The organism is Terriglobus sp. ADX1 (genome assembly GCF_036877645.1).
Lineage (GTDB): Bacteria > Acidobacteriota > Terriglobia > Terriglobales > Acidobacteriaceae > Terriglobus.
In genome coordinates, this window is record NZ_JAEDXV010000059.1 from 1 (window position 1) to 3,100 (window position 3,100).

Annotated in this window: 3 protein-coding genes and 1 pseudogene; 1 reads left to right on the forward strand and 3 read right to left on the reverse strand. The window is 59.2% G+C overall.

Annotated elements, in window-relative coordinates; genetic code table 11:
* Nucleotides 1-641 (forward strand): annotated as a pseudogene (locus tag JAO32_RS19695) (peptidase S10); the annotation flags it as partial.
* A gap of 74 nt (nt 642-715) precedes the next feature.
* Here JAO32_RS19695 and JAO32_RS19700 read toward each other — a convergent pair.
* The 3 genes from JAO32_RS19700 to JAO32_RS19710 form a co-directional block, all read right to left on the reverse strand.
* Complete coding sequence (locus JAO32_RS19700) at nt 716-946, reverse strand: CDGSH iron-sulfur domain-containing protein (RefSeq protein WP_084214484.1); 231 nt, start codon at nt 944-946, stop codon at nt 716-718.
* A 140-nt stretch (nt 947-1,086) separates the two neighbouring features.
* Nucleotides 1,087-1,650, reverse strand: coding sequence for a hypothetical protein (locus JAO32_RS19705; RefSeq protein WP_334243589.1), 564 nt, complete (start codon nt 1,648-1,650; stop codon nt 1,087-1,089).
* Between the two features lie 154 nt (nt 1,651-1,804).
* On the reverse strand, nt 1,805-3,100 hold a 1,296-nt coding region (locus JAO32_RS19710; protein WP_334243591.1), incomplete at its 5' end, for a sigma-54-dependent transcriptional regulator.

Consider the following 3,100-nt stretch of genomic DNA (forward strand, 5'->3'; position numbering starts at 1 on the left):
CGCCCGCTGAATTCGATGCAGTGGCAACGAAGCTGGCGGGGTTCACGGGACTTTCTGTTGCGTATTGCAAGCAGGTAAAGCTGCGCATTGATCCTTCGCGCTTCCGTAAAGAGTTGCTACGCGATAAGGGCCTGACGCTGGGTCGTTACGATGCTCGCTTTGAAGGTACGGACACGGATGATGCGGGTGAGACGCCGGGTTATGATCCGTCGGACACAGGCATCTCTGGTGCTTACGTGGGCGCGTTCCACGAGTACATGCAGAAGGAGTTGAAGTACAACCCTGACACCACGTACGACCTGCGCGCGCCGGGTGGCAACTGGGATTGGCATCACCGTCCGTCGGGCATGCGTGGCGGCGGTGGCGCTGGACAGGCTCCTGCAGAGCCGGACACCGTGATCGACCTTTCCGATGCGATGCGTAAGAACCCGAGTCTGCGTGTGTTCTCTGCGAATGGATGGTATGACCTGGCGACTCCGTTCTTTGGCACGGAGCATGACCTGGCTCAGATGATGCTGCCTCCGTCGCGGACTGGCAACGTGAAGTACGGCTACTACCCTGCCGGCCACATGGTTTACCTGAACGTGGACGCGTTGAAGTCAATGCACGACGACCTGGAGAAGTGGTACTCCGAGAAGTAAGCGTTGTATAGAAAATGAAATGCCCCGGATCTGATCTCTCAGCTCCGGGGCATTTTCTTGTTCCTGTTTGTGGGTTACTTGCCGGTGAGGTTACCGGGCGAGGTCATGCACTGGAAGCCGACGCGGTTGTGGGCTCCGTCGCAGAAGGGGCGCTTTTCGCTGGCGCCGCAACGGCAGAGGGAGACGGCAGGCTTGCCGGTGAGATCCCATTCAGCGCCGTCGGCGTCGATGAGGCGGATGTGGCCTTCCACGCGGAGCGGGCCGTTGGGGCGGACGGTGATGGTAACTGGGGCCTGTTCGGACATGGGTGGTTCTCCTTAATGCTTGTCTGCGAATACGGGATTTCGATGGCCCCGCGGATGCAGATGCCTTGGGCAGCATAGCAGAGGTGTCGGGAGAACGCCTGGCGTGCGGCCCAGGTTCGCTTCCGCAAACCTGGGACACCCTATCTTACGTACATCGATTCAGACGCCCGCGGGAACATGACAGAGCCTAGGCCAGACGGAGCATCTCGACACTCCGATCGAAGCCTCACCCGGAGCGTGTCCGCAAGCTCCCTTACTATGCGCGCCTTCTCTGCGAGATTTGGAGTGAGCGCCTTGTCTCGTGAGAGCAGGTCACTTTCCAGTAAGAGGCTGGTGAGAGTGGACTGAAGCTCTTCCGTGACAGCTGCCGCGGCCTGTTTACGGCCTTCGGTTTCTGCCTGCCGGCGACCTTCGAGGACACTTTGCAGCAGCCGGACGACACCCATGGCGCCAAGGCTGTTGAGAGGGATTTCCAGTGGCACGGCTCCATCCGCGTTCTGCCACACGATGTCAGAGGTGGTCACTTCCGCGTCAGACAACGCGGAATCCAGCAACAACGCGGTGACTGGACCGCGCCGCAGACGCGCCAATGCGGCACGCCGACTCCTGGCGATTTCAACGATTGCATCCGCTTCACGAGAGATAGCGCGAGCCAGGTTCTCGGCGCCCTCCATGGCGGTAACGATGAGTACTGTCTTCTCCATATTTCCGCCTCACATCTCGACGGTTTTACGAAAATCGGGAAGAGAGAAAAAGCAGAACAACCTAAACAGCCACGAACCGTACGACAAAAAACAAGATTGGTTGGCGGCATCTGCAACGGTGCACGCCGGAGTAAGCTCTCCGGTCGATGCCCGACTAGATATCTGAGATGCCGTATTCCTTGAGTTTGCGATATAGCGTTGTTTTGCCAATACCGAGTAATTTTGCTGCCATCAGTTTGTCGCCGTGGAGCTGGCGAATGGTGTGGAGGATTGCCTCCCGCTCGAGCTCCGCAATGGAGACGATGGGATTCGAGGGACGGTCCGCAGCCGGAACCGAAGGTTGTGACAGGCGTTCGTCCACACGAGTGAGCGCCGCAGTGGTGTCGGGGAACGGCCGCTGGTGCATCTGTGTGGGTAGATCGCCCATGTAAAGAACTGGTCCACTGGAAAGAGCGCAGGCACGTTCAATGGCACTTTCCAACTCGCGGACGTTGCCGGGCCAGTCATAGGAAGAAAGAATTTCCATGGCTTCCGGCGAGAAACGGTACGTGGTGGCGCGTTCCCGACGCATGCGTCCCAGAAAATATTCCAGCAGAAGTGAAATATCTTCGCGGCGTTCCCGCAGAGGCGGAATGCGCAGGCTGACGACGTTGAGCCGGTAATACAAATCTTTCCGGAACTGCCCCTGCGCCACGAGAGATGCCAGATCGCGGCTGGAACCGGCAAGCACTCGCATGGTAAGCGGCATGGGCTGTGCGCCACCAGGAGGGGTGATCTGCCGATCCTGCAAGACACGCATCAGGCGCGATTGCAGCTCCAATGGCATTTCGCTGATGCCATCAAGAAATACCGTGCCGCCTTCCGGCGCAGCGAGCAAGGGTTCCTGCGAACGATCAAAGCCGGTATAGGCGCCACGAGTAAAGCCGAAGAGCTCACTTTCCAGAACCGCTGGCGCTAACTGACCGCACTCAAGGACGTGGAACCCGCGGGTGGCCAGGGGGCCGCTGGCATGAATGGCGCGCGCGACCGTTTCTTTCCCAGAACCGCTCTCCCCCAGGATGAGCACCGGATGGTTGGCATTGGCAACCTTGGAGATGATGCGGTAGAGCTTCTCCATCTCTGGCGAGCGGCCCACGAGATTACCAAATCCGGCCTGCGCGCGGACACTACCCTGAACGCGTTGCCCTTCCATTTCAAAAGCTCGACGCTGTCCAGCACGTTCCAGAACGCTGGTGAGCTCGTCCATGGCGAACGGCTTGGTGAGATAGTCCGTAGCGCCCATGCGCATGGCTTCTACTGCTGACGACACTGTGGCAAAGGCCGTCATGATGACAACGGCGGTGCGGGGACGCGCGCGACGTACTTCCTCCAGCAGAGACAAGCCTCCGCCGGGCATGCGCAAATCCATGAGCACCACATCTATCGGGTAAAGAGTGATAACTTCACGCGC

Bases quoted from the DNA above. Each gene is read 5' to 3' on its own strand.
- JAO32_RS19700 (WP_084214484.1), bottom strand. From the start codon at position 946: ATGTCCGAACAGGCCCCAGTTACCATCACCGTCCGCCCCAACGGCCCG.
- JAO32_RS19705 (WP_334243589.1), bottom strand. From the start codon at position 1,650: ATGGAGAAGACAGTACTCATCGTTACCGCCATGGAGGGCGCCGAGAAC.